Consider the following 25,882-nt stretch of genomic DNA (forward strand, 5'->3'; position numbering starts at 1 on the left):
CGAAGGGCCGGTAGGCCGATCGCGTACGTGATGAGGGCAGTGGCAACCCGCCACTGCCCTCACGCCGTTCGCGGCGCTCAGGCCATCCACCGGTCCGGGCGGGCCTCCCGCCGCCCCGTGCGCGACCGGTCCGCCTGTCCGTACAGCAGCTCCGCCGCCTCGGAGGCGTCCCGCAGCCTCGCCGTCACGGTCTTGTTGGCGCCGGTGTCCACGCGGACGTCGGCCAGCCCCTTGTGGCGCTGCCACGGCCCCTGCTCCAGGCGCACGCTCTGCACCTTGGCGTGCGGCACGAGCGCGATGCTGCGGCGCAGCAGCCCGTGCCGGGCCACGAAGACGGTGTCGGTCACGGCGAGCCCGTAACCCCGCCACCAGAACGGCACGCACCAGCCCGCCCGGCGCGGCGGCCGTGCCAGTGAGGTGGGCACGGTCACGCCCGGCAGCACCCGCGCGATGACCGCGTCGGCGACCTCGCGCGGAGCGACCGGCACGAGCACGGAGTTGGACGACCCCGCCACGTCCAGCTCGACCCGGACCCACCCGCGCCGCCGCCAGAGCAGCGGTTCGACGATGCGTACGGTCTGGACGCGTCCGGGCGGCACGGTCTCGTGCGTACGGTCGAGGAGCCCGTGGTCGATGCGGAGCCCGTCCGGGGACTCGCCCACGGTCCAGTCGTACTCGCCGACGAACCGCCCCACGCTGCTCGCACCCGCCGCGCCGAGCAGCGGAAGCGCCGTCGCGAGGACCGTCCACACGCTGTGGGTGGCGAACCACAGGAGCGGCGGTACGACGAGGGCGGCGGCCAGCGTTCCCCAGGTGGCCCCGGTCAGGACGAGCGACACGGCGAGGACACCGGCGGGCACGTGGAGCAGCCGCTGCACCGGCGCCTCGCCCACCTCGTGCGCGGTCTCGGGTGCGAAACCGGCGGCCCGGGCGAGCAGTTCGGCCCGCAGTATCCGGGCCTCCTCCTGGCCCAGATAGGCCAGCTCGTCCTTCTTGTCGGTCCCGACGACGTCGAGTTTGAGCTTGGCGACCCCGGCCACGCGGGCCAGCAGCGGCTGGGTGACGTCGACCGCCTGGATCCGTTCGAGCCGGATGTGCGCGGTGCGCCGGAACACCAGGCCCGTACGGATGCGCAGTTCGGTGTCGGTCACCGCGAAGTGTGTGAACCACCAGCTCAGAAAGCCGTAGAGGGCGGCCCCCAGGACGGCCGCGACCAGGACGGCCAGCAGTGTCATCGTGGTGAGCCGCGTGAGCTGCCGCTGCGCCTGGTCGGGGTCGTGCACGGCCCAGCCGGCGATCACGGCGACGGGTGCCCACGCGCGCCGCAGGGGCGTCACGGGGTGCAGCCGCCGCTCGGGCGGCCCGGCCGCGTCCTCCCGCCCGTCCTCGGCCGTCTCCTCCGATACGGCCGTCTCCTCCGGTACGGATGCCTCTTCCGGTACGGGCCGTGGCTCGTCCCGTACGTCCTTGGAGGCGCCCGGCGTCGTCACAGCCCCGCCGATCGGGCTTCGCCCAGTTCCGTGAGCCGGTCGCGCAGTCGTTCCGCCTCGGCCGGGTCCAGGCCGGGAATGCGGGCGTCCGTCGGCGCGGCCGCCGTGTGCAGCTGCACGCTCGCCAGCCCGAAGTGCCGCTCGACGGGGCCGGAGGTGACCTCGACCAACTGCATGCGCCCGTACGGCACGACGGTCTCCTCCTGCCACAGCACACCCCGGCTGATCAGCAGGTCGTCCGCACGCTCGGCGTACCGCCAGGACCGCCAGTTGCGGCCCAGCATCGGCCAGCCCCACAGCAGCACCGCGAGCGGCAGCAGGGCGAAGGCCGCCCAGCCGGGCCCGGCGAGCAGGCCGAGCAGCAGGCCCGTACCGACGGTCAGCAGCCCCAGCCACACCACCAGCAGCAGCCGTCGCATCCTCAGCAGCCCCGGCGGGAGGCCGATCCACACCGGCTCGCCCGCCGCCTGCCCCGCTGTCTGCCCCGCGTTTTCCGAGGTCCCCGTCTCCATGCCGCAAGCGTACGTACGCGACACTGTTCCCATGACTCCTACGACGGGTCCCACGGAGACCATGGTCGGTATCGGCGGCGCCGCGGAGAGCACCGACATGGTGCTCAACATCGGGCCGCAGCACCCGTCCACACATGGTGTGCTGCGCCTGCGGCTCGTCCTCGACGGTGAGCGGATCCAGCACGCGGAGCCGGTGATCGGCTATATGCACCGCGGCGCGGAGAAGCTCTTCGAGGCACGCGACTACCGCCAGATCATCATGCTGGCCAACCGCCACGACTGGCTCTCGGCCTTCTCCAACGAGCTGGGCGTGGTCCTCGGCGTCGAGCGCATGCTCGGCATGGAGGTCCCCGAGCGCGCGGTGTGGACACGCACGCTGCTCGCGGAGCTGAACCGGGTCCTGAACCACCTGATGTTCCTGGGCTCGTACCCCCTGGAGCTGGGCGGGATCACGCCGATCTTCTACGCCTTCACCGAGCGCGAGGAACTCCAGCACGTCATGGAGGAGATCTCCGGCGGGCGCATGCACTACATGTTCAACCGGGTCGGCGGTCTCAAGGAGGACATGCCCGCCGGATGGACCGCACGCGCGCGTGCGTCCGTTTCCGGCGTGCGCTCCCGCATGGACCGCTTCGACGACCTGGTCCTCGGCAACGAGATCTTCCGCGGTCGTACGAGGGATGTCGGCGTCCTCTCCCCGGAGGCGGTGCACGCCTACGGAGTGAGCGGTCCCATCGCCCGCGCCTCCGGAGTCGACTTCGACCTGCGCCGGGACGAGCCGTACCTCGCGTACGGGGAGCTCCAGGACACCCTGAAGGTCGTCACGCGCCAGGAGGGCGACTGCCTGGCCCGCTTCGAGTGCCTGCTGGAGCAGACCCACGTCGCGCTCGACCTGGCCGACGCCTGTCTGGACCGGCTCGCGGAGCTGCCCCCGGGCCCCATCAACCAGCGGCTCCCGAAGGTCCTCAAGGCTCCCGAGGGCCACACGTACGCCTGGACCGAGAACCCCCTCGGCATCAACGGCTACTACCTCGTCAGCAAGGGCGAGAAGACCCCGTACCGGCTGAAGCTCCGTTCGGCCTCGTACAACAACATCCAGGCGCTGGTGGAGCTGCTGCCGGGCACGCTGGTCGCGGACATGGTGGCGATCCTGGGGTCGCTGTTCTTCGTGGTCGGGGACATCGACAAGTAGGCCGCTGTCGGGGCTCCGGGAAAACCGCTCTCTACGTAGAGGGCTGTTCTCCGCCGGGGAGCGGGTCCGGAATCCCAACCGGCTGCAACAGCCACCCGAAGTCGCCGAGTCCGCCCCGGGCGGTCAGTTCGGCGGCCTCGCCCGCGCCCGCGAGAGCCCGTACGTACGCCGTCGGGTCGGTGGAGGCCAGGCTCAGGGACGGCCGCTCCCCGCTCACCCCGAGCGCGCCCAGTGCCTCCCGCTGGCTCAGCAGCCGCGCCCCGGGCAGAGCGCACGCGTCCAGCGCCACATGCGCGGTGATGTCACAGGAGCCGTCGGGCACGGGTGCGGTCTCCCTGCCCTCCTTGAACCCGGTCAGCGTCCCGAAGGGCGGGCGTGCCCCCGCGAAGTGCACGTAGTCCACGGCCACGGCGAGACCCCGGCCGAGGGAGGCCACGGCGGCGGCCCAGGCGGCGTCCCTGGGGAGCCCGATCTCGGCGCGGAGGCCTTCGGCAGCCTGGCCGTGAGAGCCGTGAGAGCCGTGAGAGCCGTGAGCAGGGCCCTGGAGGCCCGCTGCGGGCGGGCGGACGTCCTCGGGCGGAGGCGGGCCGTCCGGAGCTTCAGGGAGCGGCAGCGGGCTGCCTGGAGTCCCCGTGAGCGGCCACCACCTCTCCAGCCACTCCGCCTCCGCCCCGGCCACCGGTTCCCCGAGGGACTCCGTCCCGTTCTCCCGTACGAGAACGAGCCGTGCCGTGCCCTCCGCGTCCACCTGGGCCACGTCCAGGGGCACGTTGTCGAGCCACTCGTTGGCGAACAGGAGGCCAGTGACGCCCGGCGGGGGCTCCGGGAGCCACTCGATTCGGTGATGGAGTCCGGCGGGGCGGGCGGCCCGTTCCACGGCGTACCCACGCGCGCGGGAGGCCACTTCGGCGGGGAGGGCCTTCAGGACGCCGGTCGCCAGCTCGCCGCGGCCCGCGCCCATGTCGACGAAGGCGAGTCCGGCGGGGTGGGCCAGCGCCTCGTCGACGAGGCACAGGAGCCGGGCCACGGCCCCCGCGAACAGCGGTGACGCGTGCACCGAGGTGCGGAAATGGCCCGCGGGCCCCTCCGGGCGGCGATAGAAACCGGAGGGTCCGTACAGCGCCTCCTCGGTCGCCGGGCGCCACCCGCGCACCCCGCCCGCGCTCTCACGCTTCACTGCGCTCACCACTGCTCCCGACCGCTTCCACCGCGTCAGGTTAAGCGCCAAGTCGAGTGGGGCCTCCACCTTGGGGAGTACGAGCACCGGTTACGGATCGACCCTCCGGTTGACCCCTGCACACAGCACGCTTCCCTACGCTGGGTTACGTGCAGCGCCTCTATGACTTTCTCCGCAGGCACCCGATGTGGGTCGACAGCTTCTGGGCCGTCTTCCTGCTCGGGATCTCTGTCGTGGGCGGAACCGCGAACCAGGAGGCCACCGGGACCGACCTCCCGGTCGTCGTCATCCCGGTCACCCTGCTCCTCTGCCTGGTGATCGCGCTGCGCAGGCGCATGCCCGAGAAGATGCTGCTGCTGGCCGTCGCCGTGAGCGCGGCACAGCTGGCACTGGACATGGCGGTGGTGCCGGCCGACTTCGCGCTGCTGGTGATCAGCTACACCGTGGCGTCGAACGGCACGCGCTGGGCCTCCCGGCTCGCCCTGATCGCCGGTCTGTTCGCGGCGCCCCTCTCGCAGCTGCGCTGGCCGGCCGACAACACGAGCGGCGCGGGCCACGTCGCGATAGTGGTCTTCCAGATGGTCCCGTTCGCCCTCGCCTGGGTCCTCGGCGACTCCCTGCGCACCCGCCGCGCCTACTTCGCGCAGCTGGAGGAGCGGGCCGCCCGTCTGGAGAAGGAGCGCGAGGCGCAGGCCAAGGTCGCCGTCGCTGCCGAGCGTGCCCGGATCGCCCGCGAGCTGCACGACGTGGTCGCGCACAACGTCTCGGTGATGGTGGTCCAGGCCGACGGCGCGGCGTACGTCCTCGACTCCGCTCCCGACCAGGCCAAGAAGGCCCTCGAGACCATCTCCGGAACGGGCCGGCAGGCCCTCGCCGAGATGCGCCGCCTCCTCGGCGTACTGCGCACCGGCGAACACCAGGAGTCCGGCGAGTACGTGCCGCAGCCGGACGTGGAGCAGCTCGACGACCTCGTCGAGCAGTGCCGCAGCTCCGGCCTCCCCGTCGACTTCAAGATCGAGGGCACCCCGCGCCCCCTGCCCAGCGGCGTGGAGCTCACGGCGTACCGCATCGTGCAGGAGGCCCTCACCAACACCCGCAAGCACGGGGGGCCGAACACGGGGGCGAGCGTGCGACTGGTCTACTTCGACGACGGTCTCGGCCTGCTCGTCGAGGACGACGGCAAGGGCGCCCCGCACGAGTTGTACGAGGAGGGCGGCGCCGACGGCCGGGGCCACGGCCTGATCGGGATGCGCGAGCGCGTCGGTATGGTCGGCGGCACCCTGGACGCCGGACCGCGGCCCGGCGGCGGTTTTCGCATCAGCGCCCTGCTTCCGCTCAAGCCGGCCCACTGACACGTGCACGCTTCAGCTCCACGAACCGACCGGAGGACCTTCCCATGCCGATCCGCGTGATGCTCGTCGACGACCAGGTGCTGCTGCGCACCGGGTTCCGGATGGTGCTCGCCGCCCAGCCGGACATGGAGGTCGTGGCGGAGGCGGGCGACGGCGTCGAGGCCCTCCAGGTGCTGCGAGCGACCGAGGTCGACGTGGTGCTCATGGACGTACGCATGCCGAAGCTGGACGGCGTGGAGACCACCCGCCGCATCTGTCAGGACGAGAACCCGCCGAAGGTGCTGATCCTGACCACCTTCGACCTCGACGAGTACGCCTTCTCGGGGCTCAAGGCCGGCGCCTCCGGCTTCATGCTCAAGGACGTGCCGCCCGGCGAACTCCTCGCCGCGATCCGCTCCGTGCACAGCGGGGACGCGGTGGTCGCGCCCTCCACCACCCGGCGCCTGCTCGACCGGTTCGCGCCGATGCTGCCCAACACCGGCAAGGAGCCCCAGCACAAGGAGCTGGAGCGGCTCACCGGGCGCGAGCGCGAGGTGATGATCCTGGTCGCACAGGGCCTGTCGAACGGCGAGATCGCGGCCCGGCTCGTCCTCTCCGAGGCGACGGTCAAGACCCACGTGGGCCGCATCCTCACGAAGCTGGGCCTGCGCGACCGCGTCCAGGTCGTCGTCCTCGCGTACGAGACCGGTCTGGTGCGGGCCGGGGGCGGGGGACAGGGCTGACCACCGCCCGGGGACAGAGCCGACCACCGTCGGGGGACAGGGCCGACCACCCTTCGGGGCCGGGGTGCGCGTGACCGGGGCGTGATCGGCGACCACCAGGGTCTGCGCATGCTTCTGTGGATCAACGATCAACGGTCCTTTCGACGGCGGAGATCCATCAAGAAGCTGCCCGCGCACGAGATCCGGCGGCGGCTGCCCGGCAGCGTCGTCCTCGCGGGCCTGACCCTCGCGCCGAACAAGGACGGGGCGCCGCGGGATTGGCCGCGGCGGTCCTGGACCAGCGCCAGGCACATCCGCTTCGACTGAGCCGCCGCCGCAGCGCGGGACGGCTCAGCGCAGGATGCCCTCCAGGAAGTCGCTGCCCAGGCGGGCCACCATCGTGACGTCCAGCTGGTGCAGGACGTACCGTCCGCGGCGGCGGGTGGTGAGCAGGCCCGCCTTCTTCAGGACACTCAGGTGCCGGGATATCTCGGGCGGCGTCATGCCGTGCGTCTGGGCCAGCTCGCTCGTGGTGAAGGCGCTGCGGGCCAGACTGCGGCACAGGCGCATCCGCACCGGGTGGGACAGGGCCGTCATCCGCAGGGTCAGCTGCTCGACGGAGGGCGGGGCCACGGGCTCGGGGGAGCCGACCGGGTAGTGCAGCACCGGCTGCCAGCCGTACCGGTGCAGCACCATGAGGTGGGGCCAGCCGAGGCTTGTCGGCACCAGCAGCAGGCTGCTGTCCCGGACCGTGGTGTGGCCGCTGCCCAGCTTGTCGACGGTGAGGCGGCCGGCCGCCTCGTCCAGCGTCACCGCGGGCGACACCGAGGCCAGCGCCTCGGCCAGGCCCCGGCGTCTGAGCAGGTCCGTCTTGTGGCGGGCGTCCGCGGCGAGCTGGTGACGCAGCCGGGACCAGGTCTCGGCGAAGAAGGCCTCGTCGCAGTCCTCCAGGAACTGCCGCAGCCAGGCACGGATCCTGGGCGGGTCCTCCAACAGCCGCGCGGTGAACTCCGCCGGCCGGGGCCCGCGCGCGGCGGCCAGCTCCAGCGCGCGCCGACGGGCCCCGGCATTGGTGAGCGCGCCCGCGCCCTGCGCGTCGTACGGCAGTGCGCAGGTGAATTCGAGGGCCGCGTCCACGAACTGGTGGTCCGTCAGTTTGTCGAGCAGGTCAAGTTCCTCGGCCAGGGTGGCGCCGGGAAGCGTGGTGCCGCCGCCCACTCCCGCATACGGCAGGAAGAGGTCCGAGAAGGTCGTCCGCCACAGGAAGTCGGCCTCGCACATCCGGTCCGCCAGATGCGGGTCGAGCCGCGCGGTCACCCCGGTCGCCCAGCCCTGCAGCCCGGGATGGTGTCCCGGCTCGGCCAGTGCGTGCAGCGCCATGCAGAGCTCGGCGAGGGGCGAGGGCACGACGGCCACCCGCTCCCTGCGGAGCCCGGAAATGTCGATGGTCACGCTCATGACCTCATGGTGCACCCCGCCACTGACAACGCGGCCGTCGATTGACGACGCCGGTCAATCGACGCGACGCCCCGGCCGGGCGCGCGCAAGCTGGGATCACAGACCGGGGCAACCGCGGGGCCCACGGCGTTCACGTCCGTACCCAGTCCCGAAGAGGCGATCCGCCATGAGCATCACCCAGCAGTACCTCCTGGACACCTACCGCGCCCGGCAGCACGGCGACCCGACCCCGCCGGCCCCCGGCACCCACGACTGGCAGGCCATGCGCGAACTGGCCGACCACCGCCGGTTCCGCGCGGCCCTGACCGGCCGTCCGGCCCGGGGCCGGATACGGGTGGCACTGGCCCGGCTGCTCGGGCACTGAGACGCACTGAGACGCACCGAGGCCCACTGAGCCGGCCTCTTGGGCACCGGCCCGGCTGCTCGCTCGCCGACCGGCACCGGTCCGGCACCGGCCCGGCCCCTCAGCGCGGCAGCCGCGCCACGAACTCGGCGACCGCCGCGCGGACGTCCTCCGCGGTCAACTCCAGCCCCGGCGCGGCCACCGTGACCTCGGTGAACGCCAGACCGGGTCCACCCCGCTCCCAGACCTGCGGGAACAGGCCGGTCTTCGTCTCCTCGGCCTGCAGCGTCCCCGCGTCGGTCAGGACATCGGCGTCGTAGGGCAGCCAGACCTGGAACTGGTGCGTGTGCGGCTCCTCGGGGTGGATCCGCGCCCAGGGCACCCCCGCCCCGGCGAACCCCTCGCGCAGCGCCGCGGCGACCACGCGCGCGTGGGCCACGTACTCCGGGAGGCGGGGCAGCTCCTTCTCCAGGCCGATCAGTGCGGACAGGGCGGTGGGGAACTGCTGGAGGATCTGCCCGCCGTAGCGGTGGCGCCAGGCCTTCGCCTCGTCGACGAGCGTCTTCGGGCCCGCGAGGGCGGCGCCGCCGAATCCGTCGAGCGACTTGTAGAACGACACGTAGACGCTGTCCGCGAGGTCCGCGATCTCGTCCAGGGAGTGGCCGAGACGGGTGGTGCACTCCCACAGGCGGGCCCCGTCCATGTGCACCACGGCGTCGCGTTCGCGCGCCGCGTCCGTGACGGCGACCAGTTCCTCCCAGGAGGGCAGGACGAAACCGGCCTCCCTGAGGGGCAGTTCGAGGAACAGCGTCCCGAAGGGCTCCTCCAGGTCGCGTACCTCCTCGGCGGAGGGCATCCGCGGCTCGCGTGTCGGATGGATGATCCGCAGGTTGCTGACGGTGCTGAGGGAATGCCGTTCGTGGACCTCCGGGTGGGAGAGGGGATGCATCGCCACCGTCGTACTGCCCGTACGACCCGCCCAGCAGCGCAGCGCGACCTGCTGGGCCATCGTGCCCGAGGGGAAGAAGGCGGCGGCCTCCTTGCCGATCAGAGCCGCGACCCGCTCCTCCAGGGTCTCGACGATCCCGTCGCCGTACATGTCCACCGGCTTGTCCAGGTCGTACACGTCCGGTGCCGCGTCCGTCAGCCGCGCCAGCCGCTCGCCGACCGTGGCGTGGAAACCGGGCCGCCACAGCACCCGCCGCGCCCCTCGCCAGGCGACCATGCGCCGCTCGCGCCGCTGCTCGGCCGTCTCTTCCGCGGCCTGTCCCGCCGAACCGTCCGCCGCCTGCTCAGCTGCCTGCTCAGCTGCCTGTTCCACCGAATGCTCCGCCGTATCGCCCATGCCCGGATCATGCAGGACACCAAGGCGACCGGTCATATGAATTCCCCACAGCCTGTGGACAAAAAAACGGCCCTCGGACCAATCGCGTTAACATGACGAGAAATCGTCCGGTACCCCGAGCGGACTGGAACGGAAGGCCGCCGTCGAGTGAGTACATTCCCCCAGCCAGACCCCAAGGACCGCCCCGCGCGGCTCACCGTCGGTGTGGTCGGCACCGGTCGTGTGGGCCCCGCCCTGGCCGCGTCGCTGCAGCTCGCCGGACACCGCCCGGTGGCCGCCTCCGGGGTCTCCGACGCCTCCCGGCGACGAGCGGCGGAACTGCTGCCCGACGTGCCGCTGGTGACCCCCGAGCAGGTCCTGGAGCGGGCCGACCTGGTGCTCCTGACCGTCCCGGACGACGCCCTGCCGGGACTTGCGGAGGGCCTCGCCGAGACCGGTGCCGTACGGCCGGGACAGCTCATCGTGCACACCTCCGGGCGGTACGGCACGAGGGTCCTGGACCCCATGCTGCGCGCCGGTGCCCTGCCGCTCGCGCTGCACCCCGCGATGACGTTCACCGGCACCCCCGTGGACGTACAGCGCCTCGCCGGGTGCTCCTTCGGGGTCACCGCGCCCGAGGAACTGCGCCTGGCCGCCGAGGCCCTGGTCATCGAGATGGGCGGCGAACCCGAGTGGATCGCCGAGGCCTCCCGGCCGCTCTACCACGCGGCCCTCGCGCTCGGCGCCAACCACCTGGTGACGCTGGTCGCCGAGTCCATGGAGCTGCTTCGCGCGGCGGGCGTCGAGGCCCCTGACCGGATGCTGGGCCCGCTGCTGGGCGCCGCCCTGGACAACGCGCTGAGGTCGGGCGACGCGGCCTTCACCGGACCGGTGGCGCGCGGAGACGCGGGCACGGTCGCCGCGCACGTCGCCGAGTTGCGCAAGCACGCGCCCCAGACCGTCGCCGGCTATCTGGCGATGGCCCGCGCGACCGCCGACCGGGCCCTCGCGCACGGCCTGCTCAAGCCGGAACTCGCCGAGGACCTCCTGGGAGTACTCGCCAACGGGACGGCCGGGACCGCCGGGCCGGGCGGACCGAACGGAACCGACGGATCGAACGGACCCGACGGGCCCGAAGGAGACGCCCGATGACGCGCGCAGGTGCCGAGAACGGAGCCACCCGATGACCACCACCGTCCTGCGCACCGCCGACGAGCTCCACGCGCGCGTGCGCACCGGCCGCCGTGCCGTCGTGATGACCATGGGCGCCCTTCACGAGGGCCACGCGACGCTGATCCGCACCGCCCGTGAGATCGCGGGCGACGGCGAGGTCGTCGTCACCGTCTTCGTGAACCCCCTCCAGTTCGGCGCGGGCGAGGACCTCGACCGCTACCCGCGCACCCTGGACGCCGACGTCAAGATCGCCGGACTGGCGGGCGCGGACGTCGTGTTCGCCCCTGCCGTGGACGAGGTCTACCCGGGCGGCGAACCCCAGGTCCGCATCAGCGCCGGCCCCATGGGCGGGCGCCTGGAGGGCTCGACGCGGCCCGGGCACTTCGACGGCATGCTCACCGTCGTCGCCAAGCTGCTGCACCTCACCCGCCCCGATGTGGCGCTGTTCGGGCAGAAGGACGCCCAGCAGCTCGCCCTGATCCGCCGCATGGTGCGCGACCTGAACTTCGGCATGGAGATCGTCGGCGTGCCGACGGTGCGCGAGGCGGACGGCCTGGCCCTGTCCAGCCGCAACCGCTATCTGTCGGCCACCGAACGCCGTACCGCGCTCGCCCTGTCCCAGGCCCTGTTCGCGGGCAGCGACCGGCACGCCGCCCAGGAGGCCCTGCGCGCGCGTGCCCGTGAGGTGCCCGCCACGCACGCGCGTGCCGCGGCCCTCAGCGCCATCGGCGAGTCCCGCGCCGCGGCCGACACGCACGCCGTCGCCAAGGCTGCCCCCGGCGGCCCCGCCGCGGTCCGCGCCGCCGCCCGCCTCGTCCTCGACGACGCGGCCCGCCTCAAGCCGCCGCTCGCGCTCGACTACCTCGCGCTGGTCGATCCGTCCGACTTCACCGAGATCCCGGACGACCACACCGGCGAGGCGGTCCTCGCCGTCGCCGCCCGGGTCGGGACGACCCGGCTGATCGACAACATTCCTCTGACCTTCGGAGCCGCCTCGTGACCAGCACAGGCATACGTCTGCACGCGCCCGCACCCGGCTGGTCCGTCACCGCCGACGTCGTGGTCGTCGGCTCCGGAGTCGCCGGACTCACCGCGGCCCTGCGCTGCGACGCCGCCGGACTGCGCACCGTCGTCGTCACCAAGGCCCGCCTCGACGACGGCTCCACCCGCTGGGCCCAGGGCGGCATAGCCGCGGCCCTGGGCGAGGGCGACACCCCCGAGCAGCACCTCGACGACACGCTGGTGGCGGGCGCGGGCCTGTGCGACGAGGACGCCGTGCGCATCCTCGTCACCGAGGGCCCCGACGCCGTACGCAGGCTCATCGAGACCGGCGCCCACTTCGACGAGTCCGAAGAGGGCGGCCTGGAGCTGACCCGCGAGGGCGGCCACCACCGCCGCCGCATCGCCCACGCGGGCGGCGACGCGACCGGCGCCGAGATCTCCCGTGCTCTCGTCGAGGCGGTACGCGCGCGTGGCCTGCGCACGGTCGAGAACGCGCTCGTCCTGGACCTCCTCACGGACACCGACGGACGCACCGCGGGCGTGACCCTGCACGTCATGGGAGAGGGCCAGCACGACGGCGTGGGAGCCGTCCACGCGCCCGCCGTGGTCCTCGCGACCGGCGGCATGGGCCAGGTCTTCTCGGCGACCACCAACCCCTCCGTCTCCACCGGCGACGGCGTGGCGCTCGCCCTGCGCGCCGGAGCCGAGGTCAGCGACCTCGAATTCGTGCAGTTCCACCCGACCGTGCTGTTCCTCGGCGCGGACGCCGAGGGCCAGCAGCCGCTGGTCTCCGAGGCGGTCCGCGGCGAGGGCGCCCACCTGGTCGACGCGGGCGGCGTGCGCTTCATGGCCGGCCGGCACGAACTGGCCGAACTCGCCCCCCGCGACATCGTCGCCAAGGGCATCATGCGGCGCATGCAGGAGCAGGACGCCGAGCACATGTACCTGGACGCCCGGCACTTCGGCGCGCACATGTGGGAGCACCGCTTCCCGACGATCCTCGCCGCCTGCCGCGCCCACGGCATCGACCCGGTCCACGAGCCCATCCCGGTCGCCCCGGCCGCCCACTACGCCTCCGGAGGCGTCCGCACGGACTCCCGGGGCCGTACGACCGTCCCCGGCCTGTACGCGTGCGGCGAGGTCGCCTGCACCGGCGTCCACGGCGCCAACCGGCTCGCCTCCAACTCCCTCCTGGAAGGCCTGGTCTACGCCGAGCGCATCGCGGCCGACATCGTGGGCGGCCACGAGGAGAACAGCCTCCACGCGCGCGTGCCAGCGCCGGTCGCCCACCCGGAGAAGCCCGCCCATCCGCTGCTGGCCCCCGAGGCACGCTTCGCGATCCAGCGGATCATGACCGACGGCGCCGGGGTCCTCCGCTCGGCCGCCTCCCTGGAGACCGCGGCCGAGCGCATCCAGCAGCTGCACACCGACGCCCGGGACGCCCTCGACGTGAACGGCAAGACGGCCGAGCCCGGCGTCGACACCTGGGAGGCCACCAACCTCCTGTGCGTGGCCCGCGTCCTCGTCGCCGCCGCCCGGCTCCGCGAGGAGACCCGCGGCTGCCACTGGCGCGAGGACAAAGGTGAACGGGACGACACGAACTGGCGGCGCCACATCGTCGTGCGGCTGAATCCCGACCGGACACTCGCCGTACACACCACCGACACCCCAGACTTCCCCCCGACACAGCAGTCCCGTCCCCAGGAGCAGTGACAGAAGTGAGCACCCCCGACCTTCCCCTCCTCACCGGCGGTGGCTGCGGCGACGGCTGCGGCTGCGGCGCCGCAGGGGAGTACGACGTCGATCCCCTCGAGTACGCCGAGTGCGGGCTCGACCCGGCCCTCGCACAGCTCCTCGCCGACGCCGGGCTCGACCCCGTCGAGATCGAGGACATCGCGCATCTGGCCATCGAGGAGGACCTCGACCACGGCGTGGACGTGACCACGGTCGCGACCATCCCCGAAGAGGCCGTCTCCACCGCCGACTTCACCGCCCGCGAGGCCGGTGTCGTCGCGGGCCTCAGGGTCGCCGAGGCGGTCGTCTCCGTGGTCTGCACGGACGAGTTCGAGGTCGAGCGGCACGTCGACGACGGCGACCGCGTCGAGGCCGGCCAGAAGCTCCTGAGCGTCACGACCCGCACCCGCGACCTGCTGACGGCCGAGCGCAGCGCCCTGAACCTCCTGTGCCGTCTCTCCGGCATCGCGACGGCCACGCGCGCGTGGGCCGACGTTCTGGAAGGCACCGACACACGCGTGCGCGACACCCGCAAGACGACGCCGGGACTGCGCTCCCTGGAGAAGTTCGCGGTCCGCATGGGCGGCGGCGTCAACCACCGCATGTCCCTCTCGGACGCGGCCCTCGTCAAGGACAACCACGTGGTCGCCGCGGGCGGCGTCACCCAGGCCTTCAAGGCCGTACGGGAGACCTTCCCGGACGTGCCGATCGAGGTCGAGGTCGACACCCTGCACCAGCTCCGCGAGGTCGTGGACGCGGGCGCCGACCTGATCCTCCTGGACAACTTCACGCCCGGCGAGTGCGAGGAGGCCGTCGCCGTCGTCGGCGGCCGCGCGCTCCTGGAGGCCTCGGGCCGCCTCACCCTGGACACCGCCCTCACGTACGCGAAGACCGGCGTCGACTTCCTCGCGGTGGGCGCCCTCACGCACTCCTCGCCCATCCTGGACATCGGCCTCGACCTGCGCGAGGCCGACGAGACGTCCGAGGCCGACGAGACGTCCGAGGCCTCCGACGCGTCCACGACGAGCGAGGCTGAGTAGGCATGCTGCTCACGATCGACGTAGGCAACACGCACACCGTCCTCGGCCTCTTCGACGGCGAGGACATCGTCGAGCACTGGCGCATCTCCACGGACGCCCGCCGCACCGCGGACGAGCTCGCCGTACTCCTCCAGGGCCTGATGGGCATGCATCCCCTCCTCGGCGACGAGCTGGGCGACGGCATCGACGGCATCGCGATCTGCTCGACCGTCCCCTCGGTCCTGCACGAGCTGCGCGAGGTGACCCGCCGCTACTACGGCGACGTACCCGCCGTCCTCGTCGAACCGGGCATCAAGACCGGCGTCCCGATCCTGATGGACAACCCCAAGGAGGTCGGCGCCGACCGCATCATCAACGCGGTCGCGGCCGTCGAGCTCTACGGCGGACCGGCCATCGTCGTCGACTTCGGCACGGCGACGACGTTCGACGCGGTCTCCGCGCGCGGGGAGTACGCGGGCGGTGTCATCGCCCCCGGCATCGAGATCTCCGTCGAGGCACTCGGCGTCCGCGGCGCCCAGCTCCGCAAGATCGAGATCGCCCGCCCGCGCACGGTCATCGGCAAGAACACCGTCGAGGCCATGCAGTCGGGCATCATCTACGGCTTCGCGGGCCAGGTCGACGGCGTCGTCAACCGCATGGCCCGCGAACTCTCCGAGGACCCCGACGACGTCACGGTCATCGCGACCGGCGGTCTCGCCCCCATGGTCCTCGGCGAGTCCTCGGTCATCGACGAACACGAGCCCTGGCTGACGCTGATCGGCCTCCGCCTGGTCTACGAAAGAAACGTGTCCCGCACCTAGACGCCCCAAAGGGGCGCGGGGAACTGCGCGAGCAACTCAGGGCGACCCGCAGACAACGCGCGTCCCCCGGTCGCACCCACCCAGGGGCGCGGGGAACTGCGCGACAAGCCCCCACCCACCCGCAGCCAACAACCGAACCGGCGGAGCCACCCCCGTCATCATGGCGAGGCGAAGCCACGCCACACGGCACCCGATCTACGGATTTTGTCTGATTAGCGCGTATCGTCGCGAGCATGCCCACGCCCTATGGATCCCGCGGCGGCATGGCGTTCGGTGCGGAGGAGCTGCGAGTGCTCCGACGTGCGCTCGCTCTCGCCCTCCACCCCCGCCCCGCCTCGGCCGAGGACGTCCAGGACTGCCTCCGCCTGGCGGAGGCAGTCGACGAGGCGGCCCGCGAGGGTGCCCGGCTGCGCGCCTTCCTGCTGGCCGACCTCGCCCGCTACCGCGCCGCGCTCCCTGGCACGGCGGCCGGCTATCTGACGCTCCTGGAGGAGGCCCTAGTGGTCGGCTACCACCCGGTCCCGGACGACCTCGCCGCGCTGCGCGCCTTGCGCGGCAACCCCGTCGCGGCCGCTCTCCTCGACCGCTGCCACGACCTCGCGGAGCAGGACGTACGCATGCGTCTCGCCCTCCGCGCGGTCCCGGCCTCCCGCAGTCGTGCGCGCACCCGGCTGACGGCCCTCCCCGGCGGCCTCGCCGCCGCCACGGGAGAACCCGGCAGGAAGCCCGCGGAAAAGCCCGCCGAGAAGCCGGCCGCCCCCCAGCCCAAGCCGCAGACCCCGCGCCGCGACCGCCCCATCCCCACCCCCGGCGAGGTCTTCCCCCCGAGGCGCAAACCGGCCGCCCCGCCCGCGAACGCACCGCAGCAGCTCGCCGCGGTCTAGTCGCACCGTGGGGGCGGCCCACGCCACCCCCACCCCTCACCCGCCCCGCGGCCCCTGGCTACTCTGGACGGCATGGACTACGTCTCCGCGCTCGTGCCCCCGGTAGTGATGGCCGTGTTCTTCACCGGTCTGATCGTGACGATCGTGAAGACCCAGGGCGGCGCCAACAAGGCCAAGGAGGACGCGGTCGTCGACGCGGCCCTCGCCCGCGCCGAGAGCACCCGCCAGGCCTCCCGCGACACCGGCGCCTGAGCTTCACCGGGGCGCCGGACGGCGTCCACCCCCGTGGCGTACGACTCATCAGTTTTTCGAGTCGTACGCCCTTTTTGTCGCTGTTTGTCATCCAAAGCCACGTCCACCACGTGATTGGCGACATCTCCCCCTATTGTTCTGAGCTGTGCCTCGCCCATTGGGAGAACTCGAAGACGCGGTCATGACGCGGGTGTGGAAGTGGAACCGCCCGGTGACCGTTCGGGAAGTCCTGGAAGACCTTCAGCAGGAGCGGTCCATCGCGTACACGACGGTGATGACCGTTTTGGACAATCTCCATCAGAAGGGCTGGGTACGTCGTGAGGCGGAAGGCCGGGCCTATCGATATGAGGCGGTCTCCACCCGGGCCGCCTACTCGGCGGCACTCATGAACGAAGCCTGGACCCAGAGCGACAACCCGGCCGCCGCTCTCGTCGCCTTCTTCGGCATGATGTCCGCGGAACAGCGCGAAGCACTGCGTGATGCCGTGCGTATGGTCCAAGGACCGGAGGAAACCCCCGCGCCCCAGAACCCGGTGACGGAGAACCCGGTAGCCGAGAACCCGGCGGTCGAGAAGCCGACTGCGGAGAACCCGGCAGTCGAGAACGCGGCCGGTGAGAACCCCGCCGCCACTGGGGGCGAGACCGGGCGATAACGTCCGCTCATGCCAGCAGAGCAGCCCGAAGCCGCCACTAAAGCCCTCACCGTCCGCCGGGCCAGGACCAGCGATGTCCCGGCGGTTCGCCGTCTCCTCGACGCGTACGTCCGCGGCGGCATCCTGCTCGACAAAGCGACGGTGACGCTTTACGAGGACATCCAGGAGTTCTGGGTGGCGGAACGCGACACCGGTTCAACTACGGAGGTCGTGGGCTGCGGCGCTCTGCACGTCATGTGGGAAGACCTCGCGGAAGTCCGCACTCTCGCCGTGGACGGCTCGATGAAGGGCGCCGGCGTCGGACATCAGTTGCTGGGGAAGTTGCTGGAGACCGCCCGCTGGCTCGGTGTTCGCCGCGTATTCTGCCTGACCTTCGAAGTCGACTTCTTCGCGAAGCACGGCTTCGTGGAGATCGGTGAGACACCTGTGGACACCGATGTCTACGCCGAGCTGTTGCGTTCCTATGACGAGGGCGTGGCCGAGTTCCTCGGTCTCGAACGAGTGAAACCGAACACCTTGGGCAACAGCCGGATGCTTCTGCATCTGTGATCGCCGCCCCGTAATACCCGTGGCATACCCCTGCCACTAGCCCGGAGGCCCTTGCCCGCGGGCCCTATGTCCGAAACGCGCACGTTTCCGGTCTTCTCGGGTCCGTCGGTCTCTGCCAGGGGTTTGTGTTTTTCCAGCAAAAGCGGTTTGCTTTCCGACGTACTGCAGTAGTGCATATAACAGGGACGTGAAACAGCGGCGGCCGCCGCGGACCCCGTCCCTGAAGATATCGATGAAAGGAAATCCGGTGGCACAGAAGGTTCAGGTCCTTCTTGTCGACGACCTCGACGGTGGCGAGGCGGACGAGACCGTGACGTTCGCGTTGGACGGCAAGACGTACGAGATCGATCTCACGACTGCCAATGCGGACAAGCTCCGTGGACTTCTCGAGCCGTACGTCAAGGGCGGTCGTCGTACCGGAGGCCGCGCCTCGGGGAGCCGTGGAAAGGCGCGCGCCGCTTCCGGTGGCAGCCAGGACACCGCGCAGATCCGTGCGTGGGCGAAGGAGAACGGCTACGAGGTCAATGACCGCGGTCGCGTTCCGGCGTCCATTCGTGAGGCTTACGAGAAGGCCAACGGCTGAGCAGAGGCCTACGACATGGCCAAAGGCTGAGCACAGGAACGGCGCAGCCGGATGCGATGGCATTCAGTCGCCATCGTGTCCACGAGTCGTACGAGATCGGGGGCGCCCCCAACGCCCCCACCGAGCGCCGACAGTGTCGGCAGCGACGGCTCCACCTCGCAGCCAGGCTCAGGGGGTCGCAGCCAGACGGCGGCCCCCTGCGAGCTGTCCACAGCGGTATCCACAGATGTGTGCGATGTATGCGACGCATGCGCAGGGATGTGTACGGGGGTCCCTGCACGTCGCGGAGTGCCGGGCGCCGGAGTGCCGGGCGGCAGTGGCGCCTCGATGCGCCCGTCCTCGCCGATCGCCCTGAGATCAAGCGTGAGAGCCCCCCACTCCAGCCAGTCGAGCAGCCCGGGCAGTTCGTCCGCGCTTCCCGCCGCCACCAGAATCCGCATCCGGTCCGCCCGCACGGCCACCGGAGAGCCCGGCACCAGATGCCGCAGCGCCGCGTACCCCGCCTCCACCGGTGCGTCCAGCACGTCGAAACGCAGCCCCGTCGGCAGGTCCAGGGGAGTGCCGGGCACGGTCGGCCAGCCCAGTTCGTTCTCGTACCAGTGCCGGACCGCGCGACTCATGTGGCTCGGGTGGCCCGAGTCGCCCGGGTGGCTCGGGCCGGGCGGTCGGCGGGGAGAAGGGACCGTGGGGACCATGCAGGGCCAACCGCCGGAGCGGCGTTCGAGTTACGCTGGGTGGCTTCGTATGTGCGCAGAGTGTCCGAAAAGTGGGCGCTCCGAAGCGGTCCGCGGCGCAAGGATGTTCGCCCATAGCGGAGGGAACCGGTGCGTTCGGCATGGAGTGTCAGTGCGTACGGGTAAGACATCCCTAGTGGGAGGGGCGACACGCATGGCTCGGGCATCTCACGTTCGCCATCGGCGTACAGATGGTGGGGGTATCTGCCTGGCCTGCGGGAACATCGTCTCGCACCATCAGGTTGGAGCAGATGTCGGCGTTCGGGGTCAGGAGGCCAAGGACGGTGTCGGCAGTTGGAATGAGCGGTCCCCGCTTGCGGGACTAAGCTGCGGAAGGACAGGGAGGGGAGCGTCCCCTTACTGCCTGACCGCTCTGAGGAGCGATTAACGATGTTCGAGAGGTTCACCGACCGCGCGCGGCGGGTTGTCGTCCTGGCTCAGGAAGAAGCCCGGATGCTCAACCACAACTACATCGGCACCGAGCACATCCTCCTGGGCCTGATCCACGAGGGTGAGGGTGTCGCCGCTAAGGCCCTGGAGAGCCTCGGGATTTCGCTCGAGGCGGTCCGCCAGCAGGTGGAGGAGATCATCGGCCAGGGCCAGCAGGCCCCGTCCGGGCACATCCCCTTCACCCCCCGTGCCAAGAAGGTCCTGGAGCTGTCGCTCCGCGAGGCCCTTCAGCTGGGCCACAACTACATCGGCACGGAGCACATCCTGCTCGGCCTGATCCGCGAGGGTGAGGGTGTCGCCGCCCAGGTCCTCGTCAAGCTGGGCGCAGATCTCAACCGGGTGCGGCAGCAGGTCATCCAGCTGCTCTCCGGTTACCAGGGCAAGGAGACCGCCGGCGCAAGTGGCGGTCCTGCCGAGGGCACCCCCTCGACATCCCTGGTCCTCGACCAGTTCGGCCGGAACCTCACCCAGGCCGCTCGTGAGTCCAAGCTCGACCCGGTCATCGGGCGCGAGAAGGAGATCGAGCGGGTCATGCAGGTGCTGTCCCGGCGTACGAAGAACAACCCGGTCCTGATCGGTGAGCCCGGCGTCGGCAAGACCGCCGTCGTCGAAGGTCTCGCGCAGGCCATCGTCAAGGGCGAGGTGCCCGAGACCCTCAAGGACAAGCACCTCTACACCCTGGACCTCGGCGCCCTGGTCGCCGGCTCCCGCTACCGCGGTGACTTCGAGGAGCGCCTGAAGAAGGTCCTCAAGGAGATCCGCACCCGCGGCGACATCATCCTGTTCATCGACGAGCTGCACACGCTGGTCGGTGCGGGTGCCGCCGAGGGCGCCATCGACGCCGCGAGCATCCTGAAGCCGATGCTGGCCCGTGGCGAGCTGCAGACGATCGGTGCGACGACGCTCGACGAGTACCGCAAGCACCTGGAGAAGGACGCCGCGCTCGAGCGCCGCTTCCAGCCCATCCAGGTCGCGGAGCCGTCGCTGCCGCACACCATCGAGATCCTCAAGGGTCTGCGCGACCGCTACGAGGCGCACCACCGCGTGTCCATCACGGACGAGGCCCTGGTGCAGGCGGCAACGCTCGCCGACCGGTACATCTCGGACCGCTTCCTGCCGGACAAGGCGATCGACCTGATCGACGAGGCCGGCTCCCGGATGCGCATCCGCCGGATGACCGCGCCGCCGGACCTCCGCGAGTTCGACGAGAAGATCGCCGGCGTCCGCCGCGACAAGGAGTCCGCGATCGACTCGCAGGACTTCGAGAAGGCCGCCTCCCTGCGCGACAAGGAGAAGCAGCTCCTCGCCGCGAAGGCCAAGCGGGAGAAGGAGTGGAAGGCCGGCGACATGGACGTCGTGGCCGAGGTCGACGGCGAGCTGATCGCCGAGGTCCTCGCGACCGCCACGGGTATCCCGGTCTTCAAGCTGACCGAGGAGGAGTCCTCGCGTCTGCTGCGCATGGAGGACGAGCTCCACAAGCGGGTCATCGGCCAGGTCGACGCCGTCAAGGCGCTCTCCAAGGCGATCCGTCGTACGCGCGCCGGTCTGAAGGACCCGAAGCGTCCCGGTGGTTCGTTCATCTTCGCCGGTCCGTCCGGTGTCGGTAAGACCGAGCTGTCCAAGGCGCTCGCGGAGTTCCTCTTCGGTGACGAGGACGCGCTGATCTCCCTCGACATGTCGGAGTTCAGTGAGAAGCACACGGTCTCGCGTCTCTTCGGTTCGCCTCCCGGCTACGTGGGCTACGAAGAGGGCGGCCAGCTGACCGAGAAGGTCCGCCGCAAGCCGTTCTCCGTCGTCCTCTTCGACGAGGTCGAGAAGGCGCACCCGGACATCTTCAACTCGCTGCTGCAGATCCTGGAGGACGGTCGCCTGACCGACTCCCAGGGCCGGGTCGTGGACTTCAAGAACACGGTCATCATCATGACGACCAACCTCGGCACCCGGGACATCTCCAAGGGCTTCAACCTGGGCTTCGCGGCCTCGGGCGACAAGAAGACCAACTACGAGCGCATGAAGAACAAGGTCTCGGACGAGCTGAAGCAGCACTTCCGGCCCGAGTTCCTCAACCGCGTCGACGACGTGGTCGTCTTCCCGCAGCTGACCCAGGAAGACATCCTGACGATCGTCGACCTGATGATCGGCAAGGTCGACGAGCGCCTCAAGGACCGGGACATGGGCATCGAGCTCTCCCAGTCCGCGAAGGAGCTGCTGGCGAAGAAGGGTTACGACCCGGTTCTCGGCGCGCGTCCGCTGCGGCGCACGATCCAGCGCGAGGTCGAGGACTCCCTGTCGGAGAAGATCCTCTTCGGCGAGCTGCGTCCCGGCCACATCGTGGTCGTCGACACGGAGGGCGAGGGTGAGGCCAAGACCTTCACCTTCCGCGGCGAGGAGAAGTCCGCGCTGCCGGACGTCCCGCCGATCGAGCAGGCGGCCGGCGGCGCCGGTCCCAACCTGAGCAAGGAGGCGTGACCCCCCGGGGTTCCGTCTGAGAACGGCCGAAGGGGCCGGTGCCACCAGGCACCGGCCCCTTCGTCGTGCCCGGCCGCGGTTACGACAGCTGGCCGTCGTAGTCCGGCAGCTTGTACGTCTTCTCGGCGTGCCCGCCCGACAGGTCGGTGGCGCTGTTGCCGATGTTCGCGATGATCGTGTAGCCCTTGGCCTCGATGGCCGTGCGCTGGGCCGTCTTGTACTCGGCCACGTCCCTGAACAGGTCGATGAAGTTGCGTACGTACAGGCCCGAGACCTTGTAGCCGACCTGCTTGAGGTTGTAGTCCGTCACCGACTTGATGATGTCCGGGCGGGCCGTGACGAAGAACAGGGCGACGCCGTGGTCCTGGGCGTACTTGGCGACGTCGAGGACGGGCGCGTTGGCCGGCGACGGGTAGCTGAAGCCGAAGTCGGTCTCCAGCGCGGTGTTGTCGATGTCGAAGACGATGGCCTGCTTCTCGCCGGAGGAGGCGTCGGCGATACGTTCCTTCAGGTAGGGCAGCGCCTCGGCCATGAGGGCCCGGCAGTCCTTCTGCCAGGTGTCGTAGTCCACGTCCTCCGCGGCGGCGGCAGAGGCGGCGGTCGCGACGGTGGTGACCGCGGCGGGGGCGGCGGCCGGGGTCGCGGCGGTGGCAGGGATCGCCAGGGCCGCGGTGACGGCGGTGGCGGCGGCGGTCAGGCCTATGAGGCGCTGCCAGCTTCTTCCTGTCATGGGATGGGGGGTTCCTCTCGCGTCGGAGCGCTGCGGACACGGGTCGTGGTGCATGCTCATGTGCGTGTGAGGCCACAGGGAAGCGAAGGGATTACTGGTCGGTAACTGTAAGGTGCCCGGGCGGGGTTGGGCTAGAGGACGGTGTGCGTCCTCGTCACCGTGTGCGTGCCAGGGAAGAGTTCCAGGACGTGTTCCGGTACTTCCGGCACCTCCGGAAGGAGGCGGAATGCGACGGACTCGAGACCAGGAAAGAGAACCGGCACCGCCGAGAGGTCTTCGTCTCCGGTGAAATTGTTCAGCCAAAGACGCCTGACGCCGGGCAGGACGGGCCCGTTGGTCCACGGGACCGCAGCCCAGCGGAGGCGCAATTCCTCCAGCTGGGGGAGGAGCGCGACCTCTTCGTAATCCTCCGGCGTGAGCGGTTCGTACAGGCTTGCCAGGCTCAGGCTCTTCACCGAGTGCATATGGCGCAAGCCGCGCAGCCCGGTCAGACGAAGGGCGTTCTTGGTGAACCGCAGATACGTCAGCGGCAACCCCTGAGGGAGTGCGGCATCAAGGGAATCGCCTATGAGCGGCACACCGGTGTCGAACTCGCGCAGGGTGGCCGACGCCGAAAGCGGAGCCAGCGCATCCGGCCTTTCCAGCCCCTCCATGAGATCCAACGACAGCCATTTCAAAGGGAGCCCGGCCAGGGATTCGAGGTTGTCGACGGATGGAATGCCGGAGATATCCAGGTGAGTGAGTTCGCGCAGCGGTGAAACGAAGTCCAGGTCACGCAGTGAGCGGTTGTCCTTCAGAACGAGCTTGCGGGTCGTGTCCGGCGCAAGGGCGATGCTCAGTTCCGAGGCCTCGATGTCCCCGACGACCTGGAGCCGGGGTCGGCCCCCGAGTTCTCGCAGGGCGCGCAGGTGCGCGGCGGAGTGCGCCGTGAAGTAGAGGTCGGCCGACGGCAGGTGGGCGATGACATCGGCCGCGTACCGCTCGGTGTCGAACCGGTGCCAGGTCCAGGTGAGCTGGCCCAGTACCGACACGGCCGGGTGGGCGCGGAAGCGGGCAAGGACCGGGATGGCCGCGTCGCCGCCGATGAGGGATGCGGTGACCACGACGGCCCTCGCCTCCGCGTCGGAGAGGTCCTCCGGCCCGGGCAGCAGCTCCAGGACCAGGGCGCCGGCCGAGGCCAGATCCTTGGCCTCGTCCGGCGTACGCGGTGGGATGAGCGTGGCCGCCTGTTCCTCCACGTCGGCCCGGACCTGCGGGTCGAGTTCCGTGGCGTGTTCGAGGCCGGCCAGGGCGAGGAGGCGGACACGGGTGCCCGCGGTGCCCTCGGCGGAGTCGACCAGGTCGCGCAGGAGCTGGGCCCGTTCGCGCGGACGGGCGTGGGCGACGGCCATGCGGATCACGTCGGACCACTGGGAGTCGGCGGCGTTGCGGACGAGGAGCCCGAAGTCGCCGTCCTCCACCGCGGCCTTCGCGCCCAGGTAGTCCTGGAAGGTGCGGTGGACGAACTCGACGGTCCCCACCGCGGGTTCGCGGAGCAGGCCGCTGCGGATCAGCAGATAGCGGTAGATCGCGGACGCGTCGCCCTGGCTCGCCACCGCGGGCAGAGAGGGCAGCGCGTCGGCGATGATGCGCTCGGCCCGTTCGCGGTCCATCTCCGCCTGGTTGTTGCGGATCAGCCAGTAGGCCAGTCGCTGGAGCAACTGGATCTGCGGGAGTTCGCTGAGCTGGATGTGGTCGAGCTGCATCGACCGTTCCTGGTCGCGGCGCGAGAGGAGTGCGGAGAGGGCCGCGTCGTACAACTCCTGGCGCCCGTGCGGGAGATAGCCGCGGCGGTCGCGGTGCAGGGCGCAGATGAGGCCGCACATCAAGGGGTTGGTGGCGAGGCGGCCGAGATCCTGTTTGACGCCGACGGCCTCCAGGAGCGAGTGCTCGTACGAGGCGAGGAGTTCCGTGTCCTGGGCGTCGGCGGCGGCCGCCGTGTGCCAGCGCCGGATGAAGGCGGTGACATCGGCGCGGCTCATGGCGGTCAGGAGCAGTTCGGTGAAGCCGTCCGGGGTGAGCCAGTCCTCGCCCACGGCGGAGGGGCGGGAGGTGACCAGCCACTGGTTGCCGGGGTACGCGTCGAGGAGGTCCCGCAGCCAATGCCTCGTCCGCTCGCGGTCGCGCTCGGGGATCTCGTCGATGCCGTCGACGAGGAGGAGCCCGCGGCCCGCGGCCAGGACCCGGTCCGCCCAGCCGTCCGGGGCCGTGCCGTGGAACGGGACGCGCACGGCCGCCAGGAAGTCGGCGGGCGCCGGCAGTCCGTCGGCGCGGCGGATGAGCGTACGCAGCGGAAGCACGAAGGGGATACGGTCACCGCGCTCGGCCCGCGCAGCCGTCACCGCGAGCCACTGGACGAGGGTCGTCTTGCCCGAGCCCGCCACTCCGCGCAGCAACACCAGGTCGTGGTCCGCGAGCGCCTCCTCGGCGGGCAGCGGCGCACCCGGCGAGGCGAGGTACGCGTCTCCGGAGGCGGCCGACTCCCCGTCCGTGGAGCGGCGCATCGCCTGCAGGGTCATATAGGCGGCGTCGAGCTGCCAGCGGTTCGGGGTGTTGGCGAGGTCGATGCCGTAGATGGTCAGCTTGCTGTGCTTGGTGGCGACGTACGCGAGATACCGCCGCTCGAACGCCCCGTCCCCGTCGCCGGGGCGCGGCGTGCGGGCGATCAACTCGTCGATCTTGGCGATGAGTTCGGACTGGCGGCGGGTCTGCTCGACGAGGGTTCGGGCGACGAATGTCGAGCGCTGGGTGAAGAAGTGCAGGATGTGCAGACAGGCCGTGTCGAGGAGCCGCTCGTAGAAGAGGGTCGCGTCGAATTCGAGGTCCCGGTCGGGGCTCCCGGCCGCATGGCGGAGATGGAGCGCGAGGCCCGAGTGGCCGAGCGCCACCGCCTGGGCGTCGGTCATGGTGATGTCGCCGAGGGCGCGGAGGGTGTCGGCCAGGGCGTGGACGACGGGTTGGGCCTGGTCGGGGGCGATGGGGCGTTCATCGGCTTCCTTCAGGGCCCGCCTGACCAGCTCTGAGGCGAGCCGGGTGACGTCCTTCTCGCCGAGCGTGCGCTGCTCGCCCTTGAAGGAGACACGGGACGAGATGCGTACGGGCTTGTCGACCAGCCCTGCGCCCGGCCCCTCCGGCGTGAAGAGCTTCTTGATCAGCGGTGTGGCCACGGTGGATGCCAGTCGGACTCCGACGGTCGCTGGTTCCATGGGGCTCCCCCGAGGGCATGGTTTGTCGTCTGCGGG

At 71.0% G+C, this 25,882-nt stretch carries 23 protein-coding genes and 1 pseudogene; 16 read left to right on the forward strand and 8 right to left on the reverse strand.

Annotation, left to right across the window (positions count from 1 at the left end):
- Nucleotides 1-77: 77 nt before the first annotated feature.
- Nucleotides 78-1,346: a PH domain-containing protein gene (locus QF035_RS29425; protein ID WP_307531513.1), complete on the reverse strand. Its 1,269-nt coding sequence runs from the start codon at nt 1,344-1,346 to the stop codon at nt 78-80.
- A 140-nt stretch (nt 1,347-1,486) separates the two neighbouring features.
- The gene (locus QF035_RS29430; RefSeq protein ID WP_307523541.1) at nt 1,487-2,002 is read right to left on the reverse strand and encodes a PH domain-containing protein; all 516 of its coding nucleotides are present in this window, start codon (nt 2,000-2,002) and stop codon (nt 1,487-1,489) included.
- 31 nt (nt 2,003-2,033) lie between these two features.
- Here QF035_RS29430 and QF035_RS29435 point away from each other — a divergent pair, with 31 nt between their 5' ends.
- Nucleotides 2,034-3,194 carry an NADH-quinone oxidoreductase subunit D gene (locus tag QF035_RS29435; RefSeq protein WP_269653606.1) on the forward strand — a complete coding sequence of 387 codons (1,161 nt, stop codon included), beginning with the start codon at nt 2,034-2,036 and terminating at the stop codon, nt 3,192-3,194.
- A 31-nt stretch (nt 3,195-3,225) separates the two neighbouring features.
- Here the strand turns inward: QF035_RS29435 and QF035_RS29440 are convergent, their stop codons facing one another.
- A complete protein-coding gene (locus QF035_RS29440) occupies nt 3,226-4,371 on the reverse strand; it encodes an SAM-dependent methyltransferase (RefSeq protein WP_307531515.1) in 1,146 nt (381 codons plus the stop codon).
- A gap of 149 nt (nt 4,372-4,520) precedes the next feature.
- Between QF035_RS29440 and QF035_RS29445 the strand changes: the two genes are divergently transcribed.
- The 3 genes from QF035_RS29445 to QF035_RS29455 all read left to right on the forward strand — a co-directional run bounded on the left by QF035_RS29445 (nt 4,521) and on the right by QF035_RS29455 (nt 6,751).
- Nucleotides 4,521-5,723, forward strand: coding sequence for a sensor histidine kinase (locus QF035_RS29445; RefSeq protein ID WP_307523542.1), 1,203 nt, complete (start codon nt 4,521-4,523; stop codon nt 5,721-5,723).
- Between the two features lie 44 nt (nt 5,724-5,767).
- Complete coding sequence (locus tag QF035_RS29450) at nt 5,768-6,445, forward strand: response regulator transcription factor (protein WP_307523543.1); 678 nt, start codon at nt 5,768-5,770, stop codon at nt 6,443-6,445.
- Nucleotides 6,446-6,553: 108 nt separating this feature from the next.
- On the forward strand, nt 6,554-6,751 hold the full coding sequence (locus tag QF035_RS29455; protein ID WP_307523544.1) for a hypothetical protein: 198 nt from the start codon (nt 6,554-6,556) through the stop codon (nt 6,749-6,751).
- 24 nt (nt 6,752-6,775) lie between these two features.
- Here QF035_RS29455 and QF035_RS29460 read toward each other — a convergent pair whose 3' ends face one another.
- Entirely contained in the window at nt 6,776-7,882 is a 1,107-nt protein-coding gene (locus QF035_RS29460; RefSeq protein ID WP_307523545.1) for a DUF5937 family protein, read from the reverse strand.
- A gap of 166 nt (nt 7,883-8,048) precedes the next feature.
- On the opposite strand from QF035_RS29460, the gene QF035_RS29465 reads away from it, so the two are divergent.
- Complete coding sequence (locus QF035_RS29465) at nt 8,049-8,246, forward strand: hypothetical protein (RefSeq protein ID WP_269653602.1); 198 nt, start codon at nt 8,049-8,051, stop codon at nt 8,244-8,246.
- Nucleotides 8,247-8,346: 100 nt separating this feature from the next.
- Here QF035_RS29465 and QF035_RS29470 read toward each other — a convergent pair whose 3' ends face one another.
- Nucleotides 8,347-9,570, reverse strand: coding sequence for a threonine aldolase family protein (locus QF035_RS29470; RefSeq protein WP_307523546.1), 1,224 nt, complete (start codon nt 9,568-9,570; stop codon nt 8,347-8,349).
- A 147-nt stretch (nt 9,571-9,717) separates the two neighbouring features.
- Between QF035_RS29470 and QF035_RS29475 the strand changes: the two genes are divergently transcribed.
- The 10 genes and pseudogenes from QF035_RS29475 to QF035_RS29520 all read left to right on the forward strand — a co-directional run bounded on the left by QF035_RS29475 (nt 9,718) and on the right by QF035_RS29520 (nt 18,218).
- A complete protein-coding gene (locus QF035_RS29475; RefSeq protein WP_307523547.1) occupies nt 9,718-10,701 on the forward strand; it encodes a Rossmann-like and DUF2520 domain-containing protein in 984 nt (327 codons plus the stop codon).
- A gap of 31 nt (nt 10,702-10,732) precedes the next feature.
- Complete coding sequence (gene panC / locus QF035_RS29480; RefSeq protein ID WP_307523548.1) at nt 10,733-11,722, forward strand: pantoate--beta-alanine ligase; 990 nt, start codon at nt 10,733-10,735, stop codon at nt 11,720-11,722.
- Nucleotides 11,719-13,437, forward strand: coding sequence for an L-aspartate oxidase (locus QF035_RS29485; RefSeq protein ID WP_307523549.1), 1,719 nt, complete (start codon nt 11,719-11,721; stop codon nt 13,435-13,437). Before panC ends, QF035_RS29485 begins: the two co-directional genes overlap by 4 nt.
- Nucleotides 13,438-13,442: 5 nt before the next feature.
- Nucleotides 13,443-14,432: pseudogene (gene nadC / locus QF035_RS29490) on the forward strand (carboxylating nicotinate-nucleotide diphosphorylase); the annotation flags it as partial.
- A 68-nt stretch (nt 14,433-14,500) separates the two neighbouring features.
- Nucleotides 14,501-15,298: a type III pantothenate kinase gene (locus tag QF035_RS29495; protein WP_055616223.1), complete on the forward strand. Its 798-nt coding sequence runs from the start codon at nt 14,501-14,503 to the stop codon at nt 15,296-15,298.
- A 263-nt stretch (nt 15,299-15,561) separates the two neighbouring features.
- A complete protein-coding gene (locus QF035_RS29500; RefSeq protein WP_307531517.1) occupies nt 15,562-16,182 on the forward strand; it encodes a hypothetical protein in 621 nt (206 codons plus the stop codon).
- A gap of 72 nt (nt 16,183-16,254) precedes the next feature.
- Nucleotides 16,255-16,434, forward strand: a complete 180-nt coding sequence (locus QF035_RS29505; RefSeq protein WP_189843148.1) for a hypothetical protein — start codon at nt 16,255-16,257, stop codon at nt 16,432-16,434.
- Between the two features lie 145 nt (nt 16,435-16,579).
- Nucleotides 16,580-17,086 carry a BlaI/MecI/CopY family transcriptional regulator gene (locus QF035_RS29510; protein WP_307523550.1) on the forward strand — a complete coding sequence of 169 codons (507 nt, stop codon included), beginning with the start codon at nt 16,580-16,582 and terminating at the stop codon, nt 17,084-17,086.
- Nucleotides 17,087-17,095: 9 nt separating this feature from the next.
- Nucleotides 17,096-17,635 carry an amino-acid N-acetyltransferase gene (locus tag QF035_RS29515; protein WP_189843146.1) on the forward strand — a complete coding sequence of 180 codons (540 nt, stop codon included), beginning with the start codon at nt 17,096-17,098 and terminating at the stop codon, nt 17,633-17,635.
- Between the two features lie 247 nt (nt 17,636-17,882).
- A complete protein-coding gene (locus QF035_RS29520) occupies nt 17,883-18,218 on the forward strand; it encodes a histone-like nucleoid-structuring protein Lsr2 (RefSeq protein ID WP_055618215.1) in 336 nt (111 codons plus the stop codon).
- Between the two features lie 8 nt (nt 18,219-18,226).
- On the opposite strand, the gene QF035_RS29525 is transcribed toward QF035_RS29520, so the two are convergent.
- Nucleotides 18,227-18,913: an SCO3374 family protein gene (locus QF035_RS29525; RefSeq protein ID WP_373466746.1), complete on the reverse strand. Its 687-nt coding sequence runs from the start codon at nt 18,911-18,913 to the stop codon at nt 18,227-18,229.
- A 429-nt stretch (nt 18,914-19,342) separates the two neighbouring features.
- Here QF035_RS29525 and QF035_RS29530 point away from each other — a divergent pair, with 429 nt between their 5' ends.
- Nucleotides 19,343-21,871: an ATP-dependent Clp protease ATP-binding subunit gene (locus QF035_RS29530; protein WP_307523552.1), complete on the forward strand. Its 2,529-nt coding sequence runs from the start codon at nt 19,343-19,345 to the stop codon at nt 21,869-21,871.
- A 79-nt stretch (nt 21,872-21,950) separates the two neighbouring features.
- Here QF035_RS29530 and QF035_RS29535 read toward each other — a convergent pair whose 3' ends face one another.
- On the reverse strand, nt 21,951-22,601 hold the full coding sequence (locus QF035_RS29535) for an HAD family acid phosphatase (RefSeq protein WP_307523553.1): 651 nt from the start codon (nt 22,599-22,601) through the stop codon (nt 21,951-21,953).
- A gap of 131 nt (nt 22,602-22,732) precedes the next feature.
- Nucleotides 22,733-25,846, reverse strand: coding sequence for an NACHT domain-containing protein (locus tag QF035_RS29540; protein ID WP_307523554.1), 3,114 nt, complete (start codon nt 25,844-25,846; stop codon nt 22,733-22,735).
- Between the last annotated feature and the right edge of the window lie 36 nt (nt 25,847-25,882).

The organism is Streptomyces umbrinus (assembly GCF_030817415.1).
GTDB classification, from domain to species: Bacteria; Actinomycetota; Actinomycetes; order Streptomycetales; family Streptomycetaceae; genus Streptomyces; species Streptomyces umbrinus_A.